A 21,798-nucleotide genomic window follows, 5' to 3' on the forward strand; every position below is an offset into this window, starting at 1 on the left:
AATGAGAAATTATTTTTTTATTTCGAGGTGCACAAATGACAGGCCAAACTATCAAACGCGTCATATTCGGAAGGCCGCTCAAGTCCAATGAGCTAGAACATGAACGCATGCCGGTCTGGAAGGCGCTGCCGATTCTTTCGTCGGACGCTTTATCCTCCGTTGCTTACGGAACCGAGCAAATCCTAATCGCACTCGCAGCTGTGGGAGCCGCGGCGGCATACGCTTTTTCACTGCCGGTTGCCATTGCCATTATTCTTCTGATTTCCATTCTCGTGATCAGCTACAGACAAGTCATTGACGCCTATCCGCAGGGCGGCGGGGCTTACATGGTCACCAAAGAAAATTTAGGGATGTCGTTCGGAAGACTGACCGGCGTTTCCTTATTGATTGACTACACCCTAACGGTAGCAGTATCGATCTCCGCGGGCGTTCAGGCGATCACGTCCGCATTCCCGATCGCCGTTCCTTATATCGTACCGATTGCCCTGGTGCTCGTCTGGCTGATGGTTTGGTTAAACCTGCGAGGGACGTCGGAATCAGGGACCGTGTTCGCTTTCCCAACGTACTTCTTTATTCTGTGCGTGCTGCTCCTGATCGGCAAAGGCATCTTCGATTTGGTCACGGGAGCCAGCCACACAACTCCGATTCATGTCATTCCGAGCTCGGTCCCCGCGGGGCTTACCATGTTCGTCCTGCTCAAAGCCTTCTCCTCCGGCTGCTCAGCGGTGACCGGGATTGAGGCGATTTCGGATGCGGTGCCTCATTTCCGAACGCCATCGATGAACAATGCCAAGCGGACACTGCTCACCTTGGGGGTGCTGCTGGCGATTATCTTCGGCGGTGTCACGGTGCTCACCCTGGCCTACGGCATCACGCCCGACCCGAACGGGCATACCTCCGTGCTCTCCATGGTAACGGAAAAAGCGTTCGGACGCGGTACGATGTACTACGCCACGCAGATCGCTACCATGATGATTTTGACGCTGGCTGCGAATACCAGCTTTAACGGTTTTCCGATCCTTGCCTCGATCATGGCCCAGGACAAAAACTTCCCGCGCATGTTCGCGAACCGCGGAGACCGCTTGTCGTTTCACTTCGGGATCGTCACGCTGGGTGTTCTGGCTAGCATTCTGCTGATTACGTTCCACGGCAAAACCGATGCCTTAATTCCGCTGTATGCGATCGGCGTCTTCTTATCCTTCACACTGGCGCAGAGCGGGCTCGTGCGCAAGTGGCTGGTGGAGAAGCAGAAGGGCTGGCAGGGCAAGCTGGCCATTAACGGGCTGGGTGCGCTCGTGTCGTTTGCGGTGCTGCTGATCTTCTGTATCACCAAGTTCGAGGAAGGCGCCTGGATTGTCATCGTCGTCACGCCGCTGCTCCTGTGGTGCATCACGAAGATTTACAACCACTACGAGGACGTGGCCAACCAGCTGCGCATCAACTTGGAGGAGCCGCTGCCGCAAAAGGAATCGATCATTATCGTTCCGGTCGCCGGCATTCACCGTGTGGTCGCGTCCACGATCTCATATGCCAAGACTTTGACACCGAACGTCGTAGCGTTCTACATTTCCTTCTCCGATGAGGATGAGGAAAAAATGCAGACCAAGTGGGAGCAATGGAATCCTGGCGTGCGACTCGTCGTATTCCGCTCCAGATATCGTACCATCGTGAAGCCGCTGATTGAATTTATCGAACGGATCGATTCGCATGTCCGGGAAAAACAGACCGTGATGGTGCTGCTCCCTCAATTCGTAGCTAAAACCTGGTGGCAGCGGCTGCTGCACAATCAGTCAGCCTACCGGATCCGCTCCAGGCTGCTTCGTGAAAAAGACATCGTCGTTGCGACCGTGCCTTATCACCTGAATGAGTAGAATGAACTTCATAAGTCAGACGAACACGTGGCGGCTTCGTACCGCCGCTTGTTTTTTTATTTGTTGCTCGGTCTCGGGGCTTTAGGCAGCTTGACCGTAATGGACATGAACGACGGCCATCTCCTCTTGAAGGTAAGCTCGAGCGTAATTTGTCCCGCCGCTGGAGTGAACTTGATGCTATTTTGCAGCAAATTTAACCACACCTGGTTCAATTGATCCTCGTCGGCGACGATTTTCGTTTCAGCCAGCTCAAGGTGAAGCTCAATCCCCTTTTGCTCCAAGGCCGGTGAAAACAAGCACGATTACACGTAATTTGCCCTCCAGGCTGATCTTCAAAAAGCATACTCCTCTCGACGCTAATGCTTCACGTAATTGATCATTATGTACATTAACAAAATAGCAAACCTATATGAACTTCATATGAACGGAAAATGAACAAGCCGCAGGGCTTGTGGCGCTGTCCTGTAGCCCCGGGGGCATTTTTCGGGTATAATGAGGTCAATTTAGAGATCACGGGAGTGGAGAAACCTACTATGTACAAAATGCTAGCCATCGACATCGACGACACGTTAATCAACGATGAGAAACAGATTACTCCAGGTACCAAACAAGCGCTGGCCGAGGCCATGGCGCAGGGCGTCATTGTCACGCTCGCCACCGGACGCATGTACGCTTCGGCCAAGCAGCTCGCCAGCCAGCTGGAGCTGAATGTGCCGCTCATTACGTACCAAGGCTCCTTGGTGAAAAATGCAATCGACGACCAAGTGCTCTACGAGCGCAACGTTCCGGAGTCGGCTGCACGCCTTATTTTTGACTACTGTGCTCGCCAGGACCTGCACTTGCAAGCCTACGTCGATGACATTCTTTATGTGAAGGAAGACAATGCGAAGGCCCAAGCGTACGCCGAGCTGTCGAAGATTCCGTTCACGGTGTATCCGGATTTTGCGGAGCTGGCTGGCAAGTCTTCAACCAAGCTGCTCATGATCGATGAGCCGGCGAAGCTGGATCGCGTGGCGCAGGAGCTTCGCGGACTGCTGGGGCAGCAGGTGCACATCACGAAGTCGAAGCCTCATTTCCTCGAGGTCACACATTTTGAGGGGACGAAGGGGCATGCGCTGTCGCATCTGGCCGACCACTTCGGCCTGGAGCTGGAGCAGGTCATTGGCATCGGGGACAGCTGGAATGACCGCGAGATGCTGGAGGTGGCCGGACTCGGCGTCGCGATGGGCAATGCCGTCGATTCGCTGAAGGAGATCGCCGACTACGTGACGCTGAGCAACAACGAGGACGGCGTTAAGCATGTGGTGGAGAAGTTTGTGCTGCAGACGGTTTAAATTAATATAGCGTTTAATGGAGCAAATAACGGAACGTGGTTCCGTTATTTTTCTTTTTTCGGGGGATTGGCGGGGGCAGGCGGCTAGCGCGGGTTTTCCGCGCTGCGCGACAGCTCAGGCGCCGGCGGCGGGCCCTAGCGCGGGTTTTCCGCGCTGCGCGACGGCTCGGGCGCCGATGGTGCGCCCTAGCGCGGGTTTTCCGCGCTACGCGACGGCTCAGGCGCGGCGGCGAGCCCTAGCGCGGGTTTTCCGCGCTGCGCGACGGCTCAGGCGCCGATGGCGAGCCCTAGCGCGGGTTTTCCGCGCTTCGCAACGGCTCAGGCGCCGGTGGCGAGCCCTAGCGCGGGTTTTCCGCGCTGCGCGACGGCTCGGGCGCCGGCGGCGGGCCCTAGCGCGGGTTTTCCGCGCTGCGCGACGGCTCAGGCGCCGGCGGCGAGCCCTAGCGCGGGCCTTCCGCGCTACGCGACAGCTCAGGCGCCGGTGGCGAGCCCTAGCGCGGGCTTTCCGCGCTGCGCGACAGCTCAGGCGCCGGTGGCGAGCCCTAGCGCGGGCTTTCCGCGCTGCGCGACGGCTCAGGCGCCGATGGCGAGCCCTAGCGCGGGTTTTCCGCGCTGCGCGACGGCTCAGGCGCCGGTGGCGGGCCCTAGCGCGGGTTTTCCGCGCTGCGCGACGGCTCAGGCGCCGGTGGCGGGCCCTAGCGCGGGTTTTCCGCGCTGCGCGACGGCTCAGGCGCCGGTGGCGCGCCCTAGCGCGGGTTTTCCGCGCTGCGCGACGGCCCAGGCGCCGGTGGCGGGCCCTAGCGCGGGTTTTCCGCGCTGCGCAACGGCTCAGGCGCCGATGGCGGGCCCTAGCGCGGGTTTTCCGCGCTGCGCGACAGCTCAGGCGCCGGCGGCGCGCACTAGCGCGGGTTTTCCGCGCTGCGCGACGGCTCAGGCTTGCGGAACTCAGTTCCGTTATTTAGCTCGTATGCGCGTCCTCTGCTCCAAAATGGAGCAAATAGCGGAATACAGTTCCGCTGCTAGCACACGAAAGCCCCCATTCGGCGTTTTAGCGGAACTGAGTTCCGTTGTCCCTCCCAGGGCATGATCTCACCAAAATCCAATTCGTGCATACGTTGTAGTATCAAAAGCATTAGGCTTTTGTCTAGTGGAGGTGTACGGAAGTGGATGTCACATTAATATCATTGCACTGGGTTTACTTGCTGTTTATTGTGCTGATCATCGGATTCATGGTGCTGCGGCGCGATACGACGATCCTGTGTATTGTCGGCATTTTTCTGCTCGGTGTGCTATCGACCCACTCCCTGGAGGCTTCGGTCAGCGGGGTGTTTAACAGTTTTATTTATGCCATTAAGGAGCTGCTCGGCACGATTCTGATCATCTCGATCATCGTGGCGATGAGCAAGGTGCTGACGCGAACCGGCATCAATGAGGCGATGATTTCGCCGTTCGCCAAGCTGATCCGCACGCCGGCCCTGGCCTTCTGGGTCATCGGGATCGTCATGATGATCATCTCCTGGTTCTTCTGGCCGTCACCGGCGGTGGCGCTGATCGGGGCCGTTCTGCTGCCCGTCGCGCTGCGCGTGGGCCTGCCCGCCCTGGCCGTGGCCATGTCGATGAACCTGTTCGGCCACGGGATCGCGCTCTCCGGCGACTTCGTTATTCAAGGCGCACCGAAGCTGACGGCGGATGCCGCAGGCATTCCGGTCGCCGATGTCATCTCGGCCAGCGTGCCGCTGGTCATCGTCATGGGCGTCGTGACCACCGTCACCGCCTTCTGGATGGTGCGCCGGGATTTGCGCAGCGGCAGCTTGACCGCCGACACGGGGCGGACAGTCACGGCGCAAGCCGCAGCGGATGAAGACGGGACGCCTGCAGCCGCGTCGTTCTTGTCCCGCCCAGCCCGAACCACGCTCGCAGTGATCATTCCGCTCCTGTTCCTGGCGGATGTGGCGGCGATGTTCGTGCTGAAGCTGCAGGGCGGCGACGCCACGGCGCTCATCGGCGGCACAGCGCTGCTCGCCATGCTGCTCATCTCGCTCTTGGCCCATCGCGGAAAAGGGCTGGAGCAGGCGACCAGCTACCTGATCGACGGCTTCCTGTTCGGCTTCCGGGTATTCGGTCCGGTCATTCCGATCGCCGCCTTCTTCTACTTGGGCGACTCCGCCTTCACGGACATCTTCGGCAAGGTGCTGCCTGCCGGGTCCCAAGGGCTTGTCAACGACCTCGGCTTCGCCCTCGCCCATACGGTGCCGCTGAATCAAGCGATCGGCGCAGTCACCTTGACTGTGGTCGGCGCGATCACTGGCCTCGACGGCTCCGGCTTCTCCGGTATTTCGCTGGCGGGCTCCATCGCGCATCTGTTCTCCACCGCAATCGGCTCCGGCATTGCGACACTGACTGCCCTCGGGCAAATTGCCGCAATCTGGGTCGGCGGCGGGACCCTCATCCCGTGGGCGCTCATCCCAGCGGCGGCGATCTGCGGCGTAGATCCGTTCGAGCTGGCGCGGCGTAACCTCGTGCCCGTCATTGTAGGGCTGGTCGTGACGACGATCGTAGCGATGTTTTTGATTTAAAAAAGAGACGGCGCTTTTTTCCCGATAGGGGAGCGTCGTCTCTTTTGGCTTTTAAGCGGAGCCGGAGCGCTCCCGTTCTTCCTTCTCCAGCAAGTCGGCATAAAACGCGCTCTTCTCCTGCGCAACCGCCTTGACGGCTTCCAGCTGCAGGATTTGCTGCTCCAGCAGCCGAATGTGGCCATCCAGGATGGCCATTCGCTTGCTGAGCATCTCGCCGATGCCGGTCTCCGCCGGATCACGAGTCAGCAGGCAGCCGTCCTGGGTGAAGGCCGCGATGTCCTCCAGGCTCATTCCGGTTGCCTTGAGCCCGTGGATGAACCGGACATACTGCAGATCCTGCTCCGAGTAAATGCGTCGGCCGTCCTGACGGGAGGGACTCGGGAGAACGCCGATTTTTTCATAATATCGAATCGTGTAGGCCGTGAGCCCCGTGATTTCGGCAATGTCCCCGATGGAATACATGGGCTTTCTCCTCCTTGCTGCAACTGAAATCGCGATTTTCAACGATTGCAGTTGTCAACCTGTCATGTGACCTATAAAGCCGTAAGAACCACTTTGCCGGCCGCTTGCGACTGCTGCAGCAGCTGGTGCGCACACGCCGCGTCCCGAATCGGAATCCGGTGGGACACCAGCGGATCGATGATCCCCCGCTCCAGCCAGCCAAAGAGGACGCCAAGGTCCTCCCGGAACCAGTCCGGCCGTTCCCGGTGTAAGGTCGTTATGCTGTACATATAGGCAGGGTTCCCGCTCGCAGTCCGCTGCCCTTCGGCGAGCGCCCGCCAATCGGTAAGCCAGTCCTCCGTCTTCGCTTCCCCCAGCACCGAGGTGTAGCCGTACCCGATAAACCGCCCCTGGCGGCTCAAGGTGGTCATCGACCGCTGCCAGTTCGTCCCCCCGATCGGGTCAAAAACCGCTTCGACGCCTCCGGGTGCCAAACGCTGAACCACCTGCACAAAATCTTCCGTGCGGTAATCGATCGGCATTGCGCCATATTGCGATACGATCGGGTGCTTCGCGGCAGATGCTGTGCCGTACATCGTGGTCTCAGCGAGCCGCCCCAGCTCCAGCAGTGCCGTACCGACCCCGCCGCTGGCTCCATGGATGAGAAGCCGGTCACCGGCGGACACTCGGGCGAAGCGATGCAGCATTTGATACGCCGTGACGTAGTTCAGAATGACCGCCACCGCTTGCCCGGCATCCACGGATTCCGGGACGCGCACAAGGTCGCTGGCCGGAGCATACGCATACGCCGCATACCCGCCCGTGCCGTGATAAAAGACACACACCCGCTCCCCTACCGTGTAATCGTGTACTCCTTCTCCTACGGCATCTACAATCCCTACCGCATCATACCCCGGGGTAAAAGGCGGCGTCGGTGAACCGGGATACTTTCCCTCTCTCCTCATAATATCCGAAAGCGCCACGCCTGCACACTGCACCTGTATACGTACTTCTCCCTTGCCGGGCCGCCGCAGCGGCTCCTCGACTACCTCCAGCGCTTCGGCGCCTCCGTACTGCGTCACCACGATCTTCGTATTCATCCTGCACCACTCCTCCCCGAAAGATGCCCCTATTGTATCGGTTAGAGTTGACTCGAAGTCAATACCCTCCGCCGCTCAAAAAAAATACAGCTCATTCCCTCAAAAAGGAACAAGCTGCTGCAAAACAAGCCAAGATTACTGGACGTCCAATACCGAGCCTCCGTAAATAAACCGCCACTCCAAATGATTATTGGAAAGCTCATCGACGCGTACGCCGCCTGTGGCTTTGGACGCCGTATGAATGATTTTTCCGTTTCCTAGTGCGATGCCGCAATGGCTGATGCTGTCCATCGTTTTCGGCACGCCGACGTACCGCTCTTGCTTAACCCCCCGGAAGTCGCCGAAAAAGAGCAAATCGCCGCGCTGGGCCTGGGTGATATCGGTGTAGGTCCGCTTGGAAAAGGTTTGCACATACCGCGCTTGAGCACGGGAGTCCTTCGGAAGGTCCATCCCGAGCGCATAGAGGAAAACCCAGTGCGTAAAGTCCGAGCAGTCGAAGGTGGAAGGGTCCGTTCGGTCCGAGCCGTATTGATACGGCGCCCCGTAATACATATAGGCGGTCGCAATCGCGTTCTCCGCATAGCTGCCTTGCTGCGGCGCGACAGCGGGATCCGGGAGCACCTCGACGAACTCGCTGCTTCCCAGCATCCGGATGCCGCTGCCTCGATTAGTAGAGGCATCCTGCGCCCGATAGCCGTGGAGGACTTGCTCGATGCTGGCGTCACCCTTTTGCAGCAGGGGATCGCGGTCCGCCACAGCAGGGTTGAACAGCCGGTCATCCGTGCTGCCTTGGTAGGACGAAGTTCCGAAAGGGGTCGGAGAAGCGCTATTGTTGCCCGCTCCGCATCCCGTTAATAACATAACAGTTCCCAGTAAGGTAAGCAGCTTTTTTGTGTGCTTCAATGTGATTTACCCCTCGCTACAAGATACCCATATTTTGCTGATTTCCACTCGAATTCATTCATGCCCGCGGTCACCTTTAGGCGATTGGCACATATATTGTATTGTCTATAGGCATTCGCATGATTTGGAAGCCTTGCTTAAGCGAAAAGGAGAGGTGTATACATGTTTTACCCAGACCCTTACTATTATGATCCATACTTCTTTGACCCGTATCGCGCCCTGTTCCCGGGGATGCCCGGTGGCATGGGCATGCCTGGCGGAATGCCGGGCGGCATGGGCATGCCTGGCGGAATGCCGGGCGGCACGGGCATGCCTGGCGGAATGCCGGGTGGCACGGGCATGCCTGGCGGAATGCCGGGTGGCATGGGCATGCCTGGCGGAATGCCGGGTGGCACAGGAATGCCTGGCGGGATGCCGGGTGGCACAGGAATGCCTGGCGGGATGATGCCGGGCGATACAGGCATGCCAGGCGGCTTCTCCGGCGGTTCACCGAGCGGATTCCCTGGTGGCTTTCCTGGCGGCGCACCAGGCGGCCCGGGCGGATTCCCCGGCGGTGCACCGGGTGGTGCACCAGGCGGATTCCCTGGCGGTACTCCGGGTGGCTTCCCCGGCGGCGCGCCAGGAGGCGGCGCGGGCCCAGGAACGAACCCAGGTGAAATCGGCGCACCACAATCCGCGCCACCTTCCTTCATCCCGCAGCAGGCGCAAGCCTCGGCGTTCGCCGTAGATCCGGGCAGCATCCGGAGATGCCTTTTCCGAAATGTATACATCTGGCAAACCAACGGCGAGCAATACTGGATGTTTCTGACCTTCGTCGGCCGCAACTCGATCGCCGGCTATCGCTGGTTCGGGCAAGGTCCGTTTGGCTTCTGGGTGTACTTCGGTCTCGATCTGAGACGAATACAGTCCTTCTTCTGTACCTAAGTTTAAATACCAAAGCCCTGCCATCCATGTCCAATGGAGGCAGGGCTTCTTTCATACGCCGACCGATATTCAGGGCTCTTGCTTTTTCCAAGGCGGATCTCCCAGCTCATGCAGCTTCTTGTTGATCCGGTATACTAAGTACGGCAGCAAGCCCGACAGCACGGCGCCGACCCAGATCATGGCGGGCGGAATAAAGCTTTTAACCGAATCCAGCATTCTCATTCCCCTTCCTAAGATCGGGTGGAACGGTTGATCGTTCCCGCCCGTCGAATTTTCACGCTGGTTTGCAGCGCAATCTCGCTGCTTGCAAACAGGTTATCCCCCGAGTCCCAGTTGGACTGGATGGGCTTCCACACCTTATAGTAGTTTTCTTCTAAATAGGCCCCCAGTCCGATCGCATCGGTTTTAAACCTTTTTTGAAGCTTCGCAATCGCCTCTTTCTCCATCCGCTCGATCTCTTGCACAACCGCTTTTTCCGTTTTCTGGAGCGTCTCCTTTTTTTGAAAATCCATCTGCTTGAACGTCTCCCCGATCGTCCCCTCCACTTGCAGCTGAATGGTGAACCGGATATGGTGTGGGTCGCTAACATCCGCGATAATTTTGCGTTTGGCCGTCGATGCCTCGAAGACCACGAGTCCGTCATCCACCTGGGCTTTCACCATCCCACTATGAAACTTCCCCGTGAGCAGATTGAGCCCTTCCGTCTCCTCCGGTCCCAAAAAACCGATCATCCGGTTGCTCTTGCTGTGAAAGATTGAGGCCCCCACGACCTTCGCTTCCTTGCCGCCCGTACCAACAACCCGCTGCACGGCAAAGCTCCGGTTCGACAGCAAATACTCATGAATATCCCCTAGCTTCGTGGCAGGCAGCATTCGGCCGGTTTTCTTGCTGTTCTCCGTGATGGAGTTAATGTAAATCGCCGTGAGCTTCTCCGTCTCCGGGTGAATCTCCAGAGCGGCCCGGGCTTCTCCGGAGGAGACCAGCACCTTGGCGCTTCGGCGCATCTCCGGTGTCCGTAGAAAAAAATCCAGCACGTTGGAAAATTCTCCGGGCCGCTTCGACAGCTCATCGGAGACGATAATGATTTTCATATGCTCATAGTAGGGCGAGCGGCTAATGCGAGTCGTTTCCTGTTTGTCGATATCATAGAGCGTATCACCTTCGGACGTCGCATTCAGGAAGGCCTCGCCCCCGGAGGAGGACGAAGACGCCCGCCCCCCGCCGCTGCTGCCCAGCCTCCCGGGCAAGACATATTGATAGGTCACCGCATATCGCTGCTTTCCCTTCGGCTTGTTCGGCGCCTCCTTCGCGCTGCGCTTCTCTGCCTTCGGATTACGCGGGAGATCTACGGCGATGCCGATCACAAAACCGCGCTCGTCAATCTCCACCCGGTCCCAGCAGCCGGTCGTCATCAGCGTCAGTCCGGCCAGAACGAGCACCGTTAGCACCCTTAGCAGCGATTTAATTCCCGCCATGGCCGGGCACCCCTTTGATTTTTGTAATGCCGTAGAGCACCATGGGAATCAGCATCCCGGCCGTCAGATCCGCCACGCTGGTGAAGGTGCCAAAGTCGCTTAATTCGGCCAAATTATCCGGAAAGAAGGCCAAAAAATAGATGAACGGCGTCAGGAAGAACACCACGGTCTTCGGGTTCCGCACTTTCACAAAGGCGTTCACGATGGTAGCGCAAATATCAAGCGCCATGGCCGCCGAATTGAAAATCGTCATCAGCCAAATCGTAAAAAACAACGATTCGAGCCGTTCGATGATCGCGCCCGGGACCTCGATTTCCTTTGCCAGCTCTACGGTCGGAAACGTCAGCTGGGCGGTCGCCTCAGCGGAGAAGGCGCCAACCACGAAAAGGAACAGCAGCAGGTACAGCACCATGGTGATACCAACGCCCCAAACGGTCGCCTGTGCGACCTTTTCGGTCCGATTCATCATCGCCGTATAGAACAGGATCACCTCGAACCCGAGATAAGAAAACACGCTTTCCTTGGTCCCCAGAGCGATCTCCTTCCAATGGCTGACCCCCATAGGCTTCAGATGCTCCCAATCAAAGGTATTGATATTCATCGCCAGCATGAGCAGAAAGACACCGAATACGATAGGATAAAACAGCAGATTGAGCCGAAGCAGCCCGATCCTCGTCCCGCAAACCCCATAGACTACGACCAAAGTGAAGACCAAACCGATGACCTCTACCGGCGTTACTTTGAACAAATACTGCTTCGACACCTCGGCCGCCCCGCGAATTTCATAGCTGGCAAAGCAGATGTAGGCCACGAGAAATAACGCCGCAAGCCCCAAAGCCATAGGCTTTCCCACTAACCTGGCTGAAAATTCCACATAGGTTTGCTGGGGAAAGGAAGCGGACAGCTTCGCCAAAATCCACGCGATTCCCATGGCAATCACTCCGCTGATCACGATACAGATCCATCCGTCCGAGGAGGGCACGGTGGTCGTCAGCCCCCGGGGCAGCGTCAGAATTCCTAGTCCGAGAATCATGGATGCGACTGAGAAAAACAGCTCCGTCGAGCTCATCTCCCGATCGCCGTACTCAAAACTTTTCATCCCCCCACCTCCCGATGCATCAGCCTTCTCCATTTGGCGACCAACAGCAGCAGCGGAGGCACGGCAAAGGCGAGCGGCACCTGCAAATACGTATCGACCTGAATGATGCGGAAGACGTCCTGCGTATTTTTGGGCAGCATCGCAATCAGAAAAATCAACGGCGCCATGCCCATGGCCGCCAGCTTTTTGTTCATCCGCGGAAACAGCGGCTCCACGGCCAGCAGCATCGCGTCGAACGCCATGGCTCCGGTATTGAAAATCGTCATCATCCAAATGACAAAAAACAGCACGTCGCCGCGCTCCACAATCCCGCTTGTAATTTGCGCTTCTTTCATGACCTCAATGGCAGGGAACATTAGCTGTACCGGTGCCAGATGCCCCATTACACCCGAGACCATTACATAACTGAATAAAGCGATGACGACGGTTAGGATCATTCCTTTTACAGCTGCTTTCGGAATTTTACTCGACTGCTTAACGTATTGACTGTACAGCAGCAAGATCTCGAAGCCGACGAAGAACAACGTTCCTTTTCCCGTAGCGGACCAGAAGCCGCCTTTCGTATCCGTGATCACAATCGGCTTGAGGTTGGCGAGGTCAAAGTTTTCCACGACAAACAGATGGGTGACGACCAGAATGAGCGAGTAAATGGGAAAAAAGAGCAAATTGAGCCGCACCAAGCCGACCCTCGAGCCGCATACCCCATAAATGATGACCAGGAAAAACGAGAGCGCGGACACGAACATCGGGGTTTTCGGCAGCAAATACAGCCTTGTAATATCTCCTACAGCAGATACCTCGAAGGCCGTAATCAGCAAAAAATGAACCGCCATCGTCAAAGTAAGCACCAGTGCAGCGGGCTTCGATACGATCAGGGAGGCATAATCGAAAAACGAACGGCCGGGAAACCCGCTGGCCACCTTCGCAGCCAGCCAGGCCGCCAGCCCGGTGAGCACGCCGCCCAAGAGGATGGCCAGCACGCCGCCAAATGGGAACACCTTCTCATTCAAGATCCGGGCGATCGTCAGAATGACCACGCCATGGATAAACGAAGGCAAGAGAATGAACAATTCCGTCGTTGTGACCTCTTGATCGCCGTATTCAAATGATTTCACTGGGTCGAGTCACCCCTTGTATTCATTCGAACCTTATCGTCCGTCTGCAGCATTTGCGGGCGTCTCGTAAGCATGGTGACCGGAGCCCGGATCACGAGATCCTTCCAATCCTTCTTCAAGTACGGCGCAAACGGAGTAAGGAACGGGACACCAAAGCTCTTGAGATTCACCAGATGAATATTGATCATGATATACGCCAGGACGATGCCGAACAGCCCAAAGACGGCGGCCAGCATCATAATTCCAAAACGGAGGATGCGCAGCGAGATCGCAAACGTATAGGAAGGGAGCGCGAAGGAAGCAATCGCCGTAATCGAGACGACGATGACCATGATCGGACTAACGATGCCTGCCGATACGGCCGCTTCGCCGATGACCAGACCGCCGACGATACCGATGGTTTGCCCGATCGGCTTCGGCAGCCGAACCCCTGCCTCCCGCAGCACCTCCAGCGTCACTTCCATCAGCACTGCTTCGATGACCCCCGGAAACGGAACCCCTTCCCGGCTGCCGGCAATCGAGAACGCCAGCTTCGAGGGAATCATACCCTGGTGGAATTCAACCAAAGCGATATAGAGCGCCGGCAGGAACGTGGCGATAAACGCCGCAATCATCCGCAGCACCCGCATCAAGGTCGCGATAATCCAGTGGTGATAATAGTCCTCGGGCGATTGAACGAGCGCCGTAATGGTGAGCGGAAGCGTAAGCCCGAAGGGTGTGCCGTCCACCAGAATCGCTACCCCTCCCTGAACGAGGGAGGCTGAGGTTCGATCCGGACGCTCCGTGCTTTGGAGCTGCGGGAACGGGCTCATGAAGCTGTCCATAATCCACTGCTCGATCATGCCGGAATCTTCCGTATCGTCCAGATCAATGGTATCGACCCGGCGCTTCGCTTCCTTGACCAGCTCAGGATTGACGATCCCCTCGATATAGCAGATGACGATATCCTTCTTCGCCCTGCGCCCAATCTTCACGGTGTCAAAGCGCAGATTCGGATCCTTCAGCCGACGCCGGATCGCCGCCGTGTTGCTCCGCAAATCCTCCGTAAACCCGTCGCGGGGACCGCGGATCAGCTGCTCGGTGACCGGCTCCTGAATGGCGCGGCTTTTCCAGCCTTGGCTGCTGAGGGTCAGCGCCTGATGGGAGCCGCTAACGAACAGCGCGGCATTGCCCGACATGACCTCCAGCATCAGCTCGTCCATCGTAGTCGCTTTCAAAATATCCGTGACGGACAGCACCTCTTGCTGCAGCATCTGCAGCAGCTGGTCCCCGTCTTCGGGAAGCTCCTTGTGCTGCTGCCATTCACCCGACAGCATCACCCGAAGCACTTCTTCATTCAGCACCTTACGGTCGAACAAGCCGTCAATGGCCACTAGCGCGCAGGGATGCTTCAGAGGGCCGATCGTAAACTCGCGCAGAATCAGATCGGAGGGTGAGCCCAGCAGCTGCTGGATATAGGCGATGTTGCTTTGCACCGAGGGCTCAATTCTTCGCCCCGAGTCGATGACCTGCTGCGCGGACGCTTCGCCCTGCTGCGTTCGCCCTTTGCTGCGATTGCGTTGTACCAGAAACCGGAACATGCCTCAGCGCCGCCTTTCCCTTTAACATCTCGTGGAAATTATTCCATAGATGAGCAGTTTTTATGCGGCAGGCCTCGGGAAGCACAAAGAAACCCGGTCAATGACCGGGTTTCTTTGCATGATTATTTTTAGCGGCGGCCCCGAATTTCCGCCACAAAATCGCTCATCGTCACCGTCTCCCCCGTGACCCGGGAATGCTCCGCCGCGAAGGCAATCATATGGCTGCTAGCCGATTCCATAGCCGAGGTTTTCACTGATGCGGGTTCGTTCTTTCGCACCAGCTGGACAAAATTTTGCATGATCAGCGTATCCGCCCCGCCATGGCCGCCCTCCACTACCTCCGGGTAGATCAACTCCCGCTTGCCGGAGAAATGAATGACCTCGATCTCCCCGCGCTTATGATGCCCCCGAATTTCCCCGCGGGTCCCCATGAGCTTGAAGGTTCGGCTCGTCTCCTGCGTAAACGCCGTCATGGTGAAGGCAGCGGTAATCTCGTTATCGAACAGCAGATTGACCACCTGATGGTCCACTACGTCGTTATCACAGCGGTATACGCAGCGTCCGTAAGGCCCCTCCAAGAGCGCCTTCATCCGCAGCTCCAGCTTCGGCTCCAAGGTCACGACGTTTTGCGGCCAGCCGCTTTTCTCATTGTAGTACCATTTGAGCGCGGAATACGGGCATTCGTGCTCCACCTTGCAGCCGTCCGTACATCGGGCTGTGGAGCCCTCAGGGGCATTGGCTTCATTGAAGTAGCTCAAGCTGCCGAAGGAGGACACCTTGACGCAGCGGCCGCCCGCAAGCCACTGCAGCAGATCCATGTCGTGACAGGACTTGGCCAAAATCATCGGACTCGTCTCCGCGGAGTTGCGCCAATTGCCCCGCACAAAGCTGTGCGCCTGATGCCAGAAGCCGACATTCTCGTTCCACTGAATCGTCATCAGCCTGCCGATCGCTCCGTCATCCAGCAGCTGCTTCACGGTGCTATAATAATGGTCATATCGGCACACGTGACAAACCGCCAGCAGGCAGCCGAGACGTTCGGCTTGCTCCGCCATTTGCAGCGCTTCGAGAGGGTCGGGCGACATCGGCTTCTCCAGCAAAATGTGGTACCCCAGCTCCATCGCCTTCATCGCCGCAGCATAATGCTGTGCATCCTGATGGCAGATCAGGAGGGAATCGCTCAGCCTCGGCTGCGCGAACAGCTCCTCCTCCGACTCGAACTGCGCGCTCTCCGGAATGCCATGCTGCTTCGCGAACGCCCGTCTCCGCTCCTCGTTCGGATCGGCCACCGCTACGAATCGGATTTCATGGGGGCGCTTCAAAGCATACGTACCATAGGCATGCATTCCCCGATGGCCGGCGCCAATTAATGCGGCTGTGATCATCTGCATTTTCTCCTTTGGATTATGACCTCAATTCGTCAATCGGCAAGCAAATTGAAAGCGGCAGACCACTTCCGGAGCTGGAGCTGATGCCTTTTGCTGCAGGCGCACCCGGTATACCGTGACCGGCATCGAGCTGTGCTTATGCGTAGGAATGGCCTCGATGGCCGCATCGAACTCCGAAGCCTCGTAGCTCAGCGTTACTTCCCCACGCGCTCCCTGCCAGAGCACCTGCCCAGGCGCCCCTAGCTTCGGCTCATGGTAGCTGATGAACACCTCTTCAATCGCCCGGCCTCCATCAGCAAAAGTAACCGCATCCGTCAGCGACAGCACCGCACCTGCCTGCTCCACCTTCCACTCGAAGGCGCGGATGAGCGAGCGAAGCCCCGCTTCCGCAGGATACGCCCCGGCGAGCTCCAGCTCGTAGTGGAGCGTCCCCTCGGACTGCTCCCGGCGAAGGAGGCGCGCGGCATGCTGACGCCCGGCCGCCTGAGGCAGGCCGCCAACGATCGGCACGGAATGCCCTTCCGAGGCATTATGTAAATACGTATAGCGCTGGGCGCCAAAATATCCCTTCGTGTACACCCCTGCTCCCAAGTCGGCCAGCAAGCTGTCGCCCGCGATATGCAGGATGAAGTGTCCGAGGTCATTGTGGTTATGCGGCTCCGCATTGTGTCCGCCCTTGGCGGCGAAGGCCAGCATGCCCCCTGCGGCTAACTGCTTGTCCACGATCCAGTCCGTCTCGGGGAAATAGAACGTGCCCACCGCCGCCGGCTTTCGCAGCAGCGCCGGATCGGTCCAGAGCAGGCTTCGCACGTTGGCCGCAAAGCGGTAGCAGTGATCGGCATGCAGCGACGGCACCCGGGTCATCTCCGGCAGCTGCTGCCCAATCCGATGGTGCAGCCGGCTGTGCAGCCCCGGATAAGGCTCGTGCCGCTGGCTGGAGTCCGAGAAGTTGACGTACACCGGCGCCGTCAGCGCAGCCGCCGAAGGGAACGAGGCGATAGCGCGAAGCTTTTCACCCTGCAGCAGATCAATAGCGCCCTCCGTCAGCTCATACAGCATTTCGGAGAAATACACATAGTAGCCGAAGCCGTAATTCCAGTAGCCAATCCCTTCCGAGCAGCAGCCGTCCTCGCCATAGCCTTGCAGGAAGCAGCCCATCGCGCGAAGCAGCCGGTCCAGCATCCCGGACAGACGCTCAGCGTCCTCCACCAGCAGCATCGCCGCCATCCCGACGCTACCTGCACAAACCGCCGACCAATTGTGCGTCTGCGACTCCCAGCCAAAGTGGTACGGCGTATCGAAGATCGGCTTGAAAATGCGGCGCTCCACTTCCTCCCGGATGCGAAGCTCCACCCAAGGGTGCAGTCGCTCGCCGACCAGATAAAGCGTTTCCGCTAATGCGTGCGCGGTTTCCGCAGCGAACAAATCGACCGTATGCTCCGGCGCGACGCGTGCGCTTCGAACGCTCTCCATCGTGGACGGAAGGTGCGCAGGAAGCGACCAGGAATATTCGCCGCAGATGTCCCAGATCAAATTTTCCAGCGTGACGACAAACTCCTGCGTTTCATCCGCCAAAGTAGCCAGCGCAAGCGCTAACAATCTTCCTCTGCGCTCAAAATACGGCGTCTCATATTCCTTCCTCGTGCCCGTCGTGGAGAACAGGTGAAACAGCTCGAACGGCAGCTGCGGCACCGGCTCTGTCTTGGCCCGCACCGCTTCTTCGCGGACTTCAGCAATGTAGGCTTCGAGGCATGGCTGGCTTAGCCGCGCGCGAAGCGCTTCCTTGTCGAGGGAAGCCCCTAATAAAGTGGTTGACTTTGGCTTTTTTTGCACAGCAAAAACGGCTTTGCGAAGCTCATGGAAAGTACAGCTGATCATTGAAGTGAATCTCCTTTCAGATCGCTTATGCTCTCCCCTACTTCGCCAAGCCGCCTGCCAGTTCCTTGTGCATAACCATTTTTATCGTTTGCTGCGTGAGATCGGCGTCAGGGTGTCGATTTTCCATGGGGACCCCTCACCGCTTCGTTTCAGTGTAAAAGTAAACACCTGCTTCTCCGGCCGCTGATCCTCAAACGTCAGCACTACCTCCACCGGCACCTCAGCAGTCAGCTCGCTGCCTACCTCCCGCACGCGCGGCCGATTCGGTTTCACCGTCTTCAGCCGGTTTAAACCGCTCAAATAGAACTGCAGCTGCGGATTCGTCAGATCGCTGAAGGTGCGCCGCAATAGCTCCGGGTCCTGCTGGTTCAGCGCGATAAAGAAGCTGTCGATCACCTCGTACGGCGATGCTTTGGCATACACCTCGTCCAACCGCCCGGCCGCTTTGTGGATCATCAATTGGTGGTCCGGATCAATATTCCCCGAGCCATGCGTCGTACTCCCCAGAAAATGGATGCAGAAGTGGCCGGAGAAATCATTATCCGGAATCCCGTCGCCGCCATGCGGCATCCCATGCATCGAGCCTGCAATCACATGACCGTCCTTCTCGACCAGTACGGCGCGCCGCTTCCAGCTCCATTTGCCATGGTAAATCTCCTTCATAATAGCCGTATCTGCTTTCGTGAGCGGCTGCATGTCCGCATGATGGCTGCCAGCTCTTCGCTGCACCTGAAACGACAAGCCCGTCTCCAAATCCGTCACCTGACTCACCGATTTCATACCGATGATCTGCTTCACCTCCGTCCAAGGCAGCATCTCCCCGTAATGCGCTCTATAAGCCGTTTGGATGTAGATCGCCAGCGTTTGTTTGGCCGCTTCCGGCAGACGAATCACTTGCTTATGCTCCATATCATATAAATCCAGCTTTGCTGTCTCCACTTCGTACCACGTTTGGGTGCGTCCTTCCCGTATGGACAACCGGATATTGCTTGCCACTTTCGCTGCCGGGTCTGCCGGCACAGGCTTCGTGCTCCGCAGCTTACGCTCCCACTCCGGTGAGGCAATGCGCAGCTCCGTCTGCATCTGCGCTTCTTCCGAAGCCCGCACGATCAGCCGGATGTCCGCTCCCTCGTTCGCATTCTTCCTCGGCTTCGCCGTCACCGGCGTAGCGACATTTGAGATGCACAGCAGCATGAGCAGGCTGAGCAGGCACCATTTTTTCATCGTCGGTTCACCATACCTTCGGATAGATACTATGACTGTTTTAGAATGGCTTGGCCCCATCGCCCCCATGCTAGGAAAAAGGTTGTAATTAGTACGGAACATAATTCCTGCGGTAACGGCTATCCTAACAAGGCAGATTGTACTCAGGAGGTTTGCCGTATGCGTAAGCTGGTCATTTGTACCGTATGGGTCCTCTGTGCGGGCTTGCTGTTACTCCAGAGCCCCGCAGCCGCTGGACCGAAAAAAGGAAGAGGCTACTACGAGAGCCGCGGTGAGGTGGTGTGGGAGGTGCCGACCGAAGAAAAAGTGATCGCCCTCACCTTCGACGATGGCCCTGATCCGGCCGATACGCCGCAAATTCTCGATTTGCTGCATCAGTACGGCGCGAAGGCGACGTTTTTTGTCATCGGAAACAAAGTGGAGCGCTATCCGGCCATCGTGAAACGCGAGCTGGATGAAGGGCACGAGCTGGCCAACCATACGTACAGCCACACCTATTTTGGCAAAAATGTTTCCGCCACGAAGCTCAAGCAAGACCTGATCCGTACGGAAAATGTCGTGTTTGCCGCAACCGGCCAAAACTGTCACCTGTTCCGCCCACCGGGAGGCTTTTATAACGACACGCTCATTCACACGGCCCGGGAAGGCGGCTACACCGTCGTGATGTGGTCGTGGCATCAGGATACGAAGGACTGGAACACACCCGGCGTGCAGAAAATCATCAACAAAGTGTTGAACAATACGCGTAACGGCGACATCGTGCTGTTCCACGACTACGTCGAAGGCAAGACGCAGACCATCGAAGCGCTGAAAACGATCCTGCCCGAGCTGCAGCAGCGCGGGTACCGTTTCGTAACGGTTTCGGAGCTCCTCACCTACAGCAAGCTGGAGGCCGTGGAAAAATAACCTTTCTTTTTCCCGCGCTCGGGACATCTACCTATAAACCTTAGCCCTCTTTCCTCATAAGATGAGATAGACCGGTATCTATGGGAAAGAAGGGGATGTCTCACATGAGTTACTTGGATATGCTTACACGGCTTGGCGTGGGCAGTGCGCACCCAGGCGGCTTCTCCGCCACCTTGCACCAGCTTCAGCAGTTCCCTCTGCCGGAGGGAAGCCGGATTCTGGAGGTCGGCTGCGGCACCGGACGGACCGCTTGTTACCTTGCGAAGCAAGGCTATACCATCACCGGCCTCGACATCCGGGAGGAAATGCTCGTCAAAGCCAGAGCCCGTGCGGAAAAAGAAGGCTTGGCGATTTCCTTCGTCCAAGGCAGCATTGATGCGCTTCCGTTCGCCGACGGCTCGTTCGATGTGATTCTCGCGGAGTCGGTCACGAACTTTGCGGACATTAGGGCGACGCTGCGTGAGTACTCCCGCGTGCTGAGCCCTGGCGGTGCGCTCTACGACCGGGAAGTCATGCTGCTGCAGCCAATGCCGGAGGCCGAGTACGAGGAGATCGTCCGGTTCTTCGGGTTCGGCGGACTGCTGAGCGACGCCGAGTGGCCGCAAGCACTCATGGCAGCAGGCTTTGCACGAACGGAAACGTGGAACCGCTCCGTGTTTGAAGAGCATCTTGGCGAAGATCAGGAGCGAAATCCCGATCTGCTGCAGGTCATTGACCAAGGCGCGATTCTGGACTCCAAAGTATGGCGGACCTCGATCGAGCACGATGAGCTGATCGGCCGCAACCGCGAAACCCTCGGCTACGCACTGTTCATCGCTGTCAAAGGGGAATCGTGAGGCGGAGGGGTTAGACATGAGCGTGCGATTAGCACCGATAGACGCGGCCATTCGGTTTGTAGAGGAGTATTTTCCTGCCTGCGAGGCCGCCCTCCTCGCGGGCAGCAGCATCCAGGGTCGCGCCACCGCGACCTCGGACCTCGATCTCGTCCTCTTCGACGAGTCCCAGCCCGGCCCGTTCCGGCAGACGTTCGTCGCCTATGACTGGGTCATCGAGGCGTTTGTCCTCACGCGGGCGACGTACCGCTATTTCTTCGACGAAGGGATCGACTCCGCCATCCCTTCGCTTCAGCGCATGTGCGCGGAAGGCCAGCTACTACGCGGCGGCGAGCTGGTAAGCGATATCGTCGAGGAAGCCCGCGCCGAGCTGCTCGCCGGCCCGCCGACCTGGTCGCGCGAGGAGGTCAATAAGGGGCGCTACGAGATTGGCGAAGCGCTTGAGGACCTGACCGGCTGCGACCAGCGCGAGGAAGGGCTGTTCATCGTCCACAAGCTAGCCGGACTGCTGGCGGAGTTTAAGCTGCGCACGAGCGGTTGCTGGCTCGGCGACGGCAAGTGGCTGCACCGCTGCCTGCAGCGGTGCGATGCCGTTTGGAGCGCCCAGCTGACGGAGGCGCTGGAAGCGTATTATCGGCGCGACGATGCGGCGCCGCTGGGTTTGCTGTCGGCGCAGCTGCTTGCGCCGTTTGGGGGGTTCCTCGTGCACGGCTATGCCGAGGGCACGGGGGTGTTTGATGCCGCCGAGGGTGAGGCGGCAGAGGGGTTCGGCGACGCGTCTGCGGCGGCGTTGGGGTTGGGCGGGCTGCTGGGCGAAGCGCGAGGGGACGCTTAAGCGTCCACCACCGCCCCCGGCGGCTCCTCTAACGCGGATTTTCCGCTCTACTTGTCCACCACCGCCCCCGGCGGCTCCTCTAACGCGGATTTTCCGCTCTGCTCATCCACCACCGCCCTCGGCGGCTCCTCTAACGCGGATTTTCCGCTCTACTCGTCCACCACCGCCCTCGGCGGCTCCTCTAACGCGGATTTTGCAGCTAGAATAAAAAGTGGACACCTCTTATTCGCAAACAGATAATGGACTTACAAACACATAACGAGGTGTCAATCATGGGCGAAAAAAGACAGAGTTACAACGAGACATTTAAGCGAGAA

The 21,798-nt window shown here is 58.2% G+C and carries 19 protein-coding genes; 7 read left to right on the forward strand and 12 right to left on the reverse strand.

Annotation, left to right across the window (positions count from 1 at the left end):
* Nucleotides 1-35 precede the first annotated feature (35 nt).
* Entirely contained in the window at nt 36-1,871 is a 1,836-nt protein-coding gene (locus FPZ49_RS26965) for an APC family permease (protein ID WP_144853037.1), read from the forward strand.
* Nucleotides 1,872-1,927: 56 nt separating this feature from the next.
* Here FPZ49_RS26965 and FPZ49_RS26970 read toward each other — a convergent pair whose 3' ends face one another.
* Complete coding sequence (locus tag FPZ49_RS26970) at nt 1,928-2,167, reverse strand: sensor histidine kinase (protein ID WP_144853039.1); 240 nt, start codon at nt 2,165-2,167, stop codon at nt 1,928-1,930.
* Between the two features lie 237 nt (nt 2,168-2,404).
* Here FPZ49_RS26970 and FPZ49_RS26975 point away from each other — a divergent pair, with 237 nt between their 5' ends.
* Together FPZ49_RS26975 and FPZ49_RS26980 are read left to right on the forward strand one after the other, a co-directional pair.
* Entirely contained in the window at nt 2,405-3,205 is an 801-nt protein-coding gene (locus FPZ49_RS26975; RefSeq protein ID WP_144853041.1) for a Cof-type HAD-IIB family hydrolase, read from the forward strand.
* 1,162 nt (nt 3,206-4,367) lie between these two features.
* Complete coding sequence (locus tag FPZ49_RS26980) at nt 4,368-5,780, forward strand: hypothetical protein (RefSeq protein ID WP_144853043.1); 1,413 nt, start codon at nt 4,368-4,370, stop codon at nt 5,778-5,780.
* A 51-nt stretch (nt 5,781-5,831) separates the two neighbouring features.
* Here FPZ49_RS26980 and FPZ49_RS26985 read toward each other — a convergent pair whose 3' ends face one another.
* The 3 genes from FPZ49_RS26985 to FPZ49_RS26995 form a co-directional block, all read right to left on the reverse strand.
* Nucleotides 5,832-6,242, reverse strand: a complete 411-nt coding sequence (locus FPZ49_RS26985; protein WP_144853045.1) for a MerR family transcriptional regulator — start codon at nt 6,240-6,242, stop codon at nt 5,832-5,834.
* A 71-nt stretch (nt 6,243-6,313) separates the two neighbouring features.
* Complete coding sequence (locus FPZ49_RS26990; RefSeq protein WP_144853046.1) at nt 6,314-7,321, reverse strand: medium chain dehydrogenase/reductase family protein; 1,008 nt, start codon at nt 7,319-7,321, stop codon at nt 6,314-6,316.
* A 135-nt stretch (nt 7,322-7,456) separates the two neighbouring features.
* Nucleotides 7,457-8,224 (reverse strand): C40 family peptidase, encoded by a 768-nt coding sequence (locus FPZ49_RS26995; protein ID WP_144853048.1) that lies wholly within the window; start codon nt 8,222-8,224, stop codon nt 7,457-7,459.
* Nucleotides 8,225-8,386: 162 nt separating this feature from the next.
* On the opposite strand from FPZ49_RS26995, the gene FPZ49_RS27000 reads away from it, so the two are divergent.
* A complete protein-coding gene (locus FPZ49_RS27000; RefSeq protein WP_261381645.1) occupies nt 8,387-9,148 on the forward strand; it encodes a hypothetical protein in 762 nt (253 codons plus the stop codon).
* A 69-nt stretch (nt 9,149-9,217) separates the two neighbouring features.
* Here FPZ49_RS27000 and FPZ49_RS36080 read toward each other — a convergent pair whose 3' ends face one another.
* From FPZ49_RS36080 to FPZ49_RS27035, 8 genes are all read right to left on the reverse strand, one after another.
* Nucleotides 9,218-9,364: a hypothetical protein gene (locus tag FPZ49_RS36080; protein WP_186446129.1), complete on the reverse strand. Its 147-nt coding sequence runs from the start codon at nt 9,362-9,364 to the stop codon at nt 9,218-9,220.
* Nucleotides 9,365-9,378: 14 nt separating this feature from the next.
* The gene (locus FPZ49_RS27005) at nt 9,379-10,623 is read right to left on the reverse strand and encodes a Ger(x)C family spore germination protein (protein ID WP_144853050.1); all 1,245 of its coding nucleotides are present in this window, start codon (nt 10,621-10,623) and stop codon (nt 9,379-9,381) included.
* Nucleotides 10,610-11,722 (reverse strand): GerAB/ArcD/ProY family transporter, encoded by a 1,113-nt coding sequence (locus FPZ49_RS27010; RefSeq protein ID WP_186446130.1) that lies wholly within the window; start codon nt 11,720-11,722, stop codon nt 10,610-10,612. Before FPZ49_RS27010 ends, FPZ49_RS27005 begins: the two co-directional genes overlap by 14 nt.
* Entirely contained in the window at nt 11,719-12,837 is a 1,119-nt protein-coding gene (locus FPZ49_RS27015) for a GerAB/ArcD/ProY family transporter (RefSeq protein WP_144853053.1), read from the reverse strand. The genes FPZ49_RS27010 and FPZ49_RS27015 overlap by 4 nt, the downstream gene beginning before the upstream one ends.
* On the reverse strand, nt 12,834-14,417 hold the full coding sequence (locus FPZ49_RS27020) for a spore germination protein (RefSeq protein ID WP_144853055.1): 1,584 nt from the start codon (nt 14,415-14,417) through the stop codon (nt 12,834-12,836). The genes FPZ49_RS27015 and FPZ49_RS27020 overlap by 4 nt, the downstream gene beginning before the upstream one ends.
* Before the next feature lie 128 nt (nt 14,418-14,545).
* Nucleotides 14,546-15,802, reverse strand: a complete 1,257-nt coding sequence (locus FPZ49_RS27025) for a Gfo/Idh/MocA family protein (protein WP_144853057.1) — start codon at nt 15,800-15,802, stop codon at nt 14,546-14,548.
* Nucleotides 15,803-15,829: 27 nt separating this feature from the next.
* Nucleotides 15,830-17,683: a heparinase II/III-family protein gene (locus FPZ49_RS27030; protein WP_261381646.1), complete on the reverse strand. Its 1,854-nt coding sequence runs from the start codon at nt 17,681-17,683 to the stop codon at nt 15,830-15,832.
* Nucleotides 17,684-17,764: 81 nt separating this feature from the next.
* Nucleotides 17,765-18,907 carry a hypothetical protein gene (locus tag FPZ49_RS27035; protein ID WP_144853059.1) on the reverse strand — a complete coding sequence of 381 codons (1,143 nt, stop codon included), beginning with the start codon at nt 18,905-18,907 and terminating at the stop codon, nt 17,765-17,767.
* Nucleotides 18,908-19,066: 159 nt separating this feature from the next.
* Between FPZ49_RS27035 and FPZ49_RS27040 the strand changes: the two genes are divergently transcribed.
* From FPZ49_RS27040 to FPZ49_RS27050, 3 genes are all read left to right on the forward strand, one after another.
* On the forward strand, nt 19,067-19,813 hold the full coding sequence (locus FPZ49_RS27040; RefSeq protein ID WP_144853061.1) for a polysaccharide deacetylase family protein: 747 nt from the start codon (nt 19,067-19,069) through the stop codon (nt 19,811-19,813).
* Nucleotides 19,814-19,917: 104 nt separating this feature from the next.
* A complete protein-coding gene (locus FPZ49_RS27045; RefSeq protein ID WP_144853063.1) occupies nt 19,918-20,649 on the forward strand; it encodes a class I SAM-dependent methyltransferase in 732 nt (243 codons plus the stop codon).
* A 16-nt stretch (nt 20,650-20,665) separates the two neighbouring features.
* Nucleotides 20,666-21,481: a nucleotidyltransferase domain-containing protein gene (locus FPZ49_RS27050; protein ID WP_261381647.1), complete on the forward strand. Its 816-nt coding sequence runs from the start codon at nt 20,666-20,668 to the stop codon at nt 21,479-21,481.
* Nucleotides 21,482-21,798: the final 317 nt, after the last annotated feature.

This window comes from Paenibacillus cremeus (assembly GCF_007786445.1).
Taxonomy (GTDB): Bacteria; Bacillota; Bacilli; order Paenibacillales; family NBRC-103111; genus Paenibacillus_G; species Paenibacillus_G cremeus.

What these genes read in the sequence shown, in the direction of transcription:
- FPZ49_RS26965 (WP_144853037.1), top strand. Translation starts at nt 36, where the DNA reads ATGACAGGCCAAACTATCAAACGCGTCATATTCGGAAGGCCGCTCAAG.
- FPZ49_RS26975 (WP_144853041.1), top strand. Translation starts at nt 2,405, where the DNA reads ATGTACAAAATGCTAGCCATCGACATCGACGACACGTTAATCAACGAT.
- FPZ49_RS26985 (WP_144853045.1), bottom strand. Translation starts at nt 6,242, where the DNA reads ATGTATTCCATCGGGGACATTGCCGAAATCACGGGGCTCACGGCCTAC.
- FPZ49_RS26990 (WP_144853046.1), bottom strand. Translation starts at nt 7,321, where the DNA reads ATGAATACGAAGATCGTGGTGACGCAGTACGGAGGCGCCGAAGCGCTG.
- FPZ49_RS27000 (WP_261381645.1), top strand. Translation starts at nt 8,387, where the DNA reads ATGTTTTACCCAGACCCTTACTATTATGATCCATACTTCTTTGACCCG.
- FPZ49_RS36080 (WP_186446129.1), bottom strand. Translation starts at nt 9,364, where the DNA reads ATGCTGGATTCGGTTAAAAGCTTTATTCCGCCCGCCATGATCTGGGTC.
- FPZ49_RS27005 (WP_144853050.1), bottom strand. Translation starts at nt 10,623, where the DNA reads ATGGCGGGAATTAAATCGCTGCTAAGGGTGCTAACGGTGCTCGTTCTG.
- FPZ49_RS27010 (WP_186446130.1), bottom strand. Translation starts at nt 11,722, where the DNA reads ATGAAAAGTTTTGAGTACGGCGATCGGGAGATGAGCTCGACGGAGCTG.
- FPZ49_RS27020 (WP_144853055.1), bottom strand. Translation starts at nt 14,417, where the DNA reads ATGTTCCGGTTTCTGGTACAACGCAATCGCAGCAAAGGGCGAACGCAG.
- FPZ49_RS27025 (WP_144853057.1), bottom strand. Translation starts at nt 15,802, where the DNA reads ATGATCACAGCCGCATTAATTGGCGCCGGCCATCGGGGAATGCATGCC.
- FPZ49_RS27030 (WP_261381646.1), bottom strand. Translation starts at nt 17,683, where the DNA reads ATGATCAGCTGTACTTTCCATGAGCTTCGCAAAGCCGTTTTTGCTGTG.
- FPZ49_RS27035 (WP_144853059.1), bottom strand. Translation starts at nt 18,907, where the DNA reads ATGAAAAAATGGTGCCTGCTCAGCCTGCTCATGCTGCTGTGCATCTCA.
- FPZ49_RS27040 (WP_144853061.1), top strand. Translation starts at nt 19,067, where the DNA reads ATGCGTAAGCTGGTCATTTGTACCGTATGGGTCCTCTGTGCGGGCTTG.
- FPZ49_RS27045 (WP_144853063.1), top strand. Translation starts at nt 19,918, where the DNA reads ATGAGTTACTTGGATATGCTTACACGGCTTGGCGTGGGCAGTGCGCAC.
- FPZ49_RS27050 (WP_261381647.1), top strand. Translation starts at nt 20,666, where the DNA reads ATGAGCGTGCGATTAGCACCGATAGACGCGGCCATTCGGTTTGTAGAG.